General features: G+C 38.1%; 1 protein-coding gene. It reads right to left on the reverse strand.

Annotated features, from left to right (window positions below):
- Positions 1-95: 95 nt before the first annotated feature.
- The coding region (locus AC1DDX_RS27670; protein ID WP_477623069.1) for a ubiquitin family protein at positions 96-1,134 on the reverse strand (1,039 nt) is incomplete at its 5' end.

Consider the following 1,134-nt stretch of genomic DNA (forward strand, 5'->3'; position numbering starts at 1 on the left):
GAATTGCAATGATCTTCCTTCCCTTACCCTTCCAATAATTTACTGGGATATCATTTTCCATATCTAGTTATGATGCTTACTAAATTTTTACAACATTAGATTTTTTCACCTTTACCAATACTATTCACTACTAAATCAATCTTAATCTTCTCGCTTCCTTCATGCAATGCTGCAACAGCAATATCGGATTGGCCATTTGGCAGCATCAGGTTTCGTTCATTCAATATTTCTTCACGTTTCTTTCTAAACCGGTCAGCAACGTATAACGAATTTCCTTTAAATATGATGAACTCCCCATCAGAGAACTTCCTGTCAATTAAAAATTGCTTTCCATTTTGCAAGGTAATTTTGACTCCATTTGCTTGTTCGCCTTTTGGTGTATGTATGCGAATTGCAAATTCAAGTGGCTGGCTCTCAAATTCATTTTTTAACTGGTACAACTTTCCTTCTGAGGTATAAGGTTCATTTCTGAAACGGTTTTCACGTACGGGGTATAAGATAAATGCTTTTTTTCCGGTCTGTTCCAGATGAAACTTGTAATTAAGATCTTTCAATTTCTCCTTTAATGTCTTTGAAAAATCTATTTCGCTTCTCAGATTTTCCCAGGTGCGGTAAGCTTTAAAAATCGCATTCTTTTCACTACAATTCTCTACAGCCCTTTCACTTAAACCTAGCATATAGGTAGCATCCCATCCAATTGATTTCGCCTGTAGGTTTTCAGCATCGTACATGGTCCATTCACTGTCCAGGTTAATAATACCAAATGTTGCCGGCAGGTAACTGCTCTCAAAAACGTAACGCATGTCTTTACCTTCTATACCCCACTTATTGTTTACCGGACTAAACATATGATCGCCACCCCCTACGTTGCATACACTCATATAATGCCAGCTCCCTTCGCCAACAGCACTACCCATTACACGCAAATATTTACCTCCGTTCCTCTTGTAACTTTCGAAAAGCTTACCAAAGAAACGCTTAAACGAATACTGCCCATGCCCTTGATAAATACAGCTTTCAAGCCCGTCAAAATCAATATAATCCATACCACCATCAACCAACCATTTTCCATAAAAATCTGCATAAACCTCCTGCAAATTCATGTCTGGTGCAAAACCATGATAGCAATTAGGC

The sequence above is a fragment of the Pedobacter sp. 10L46_2 genome (assembly GCF_056395165.1).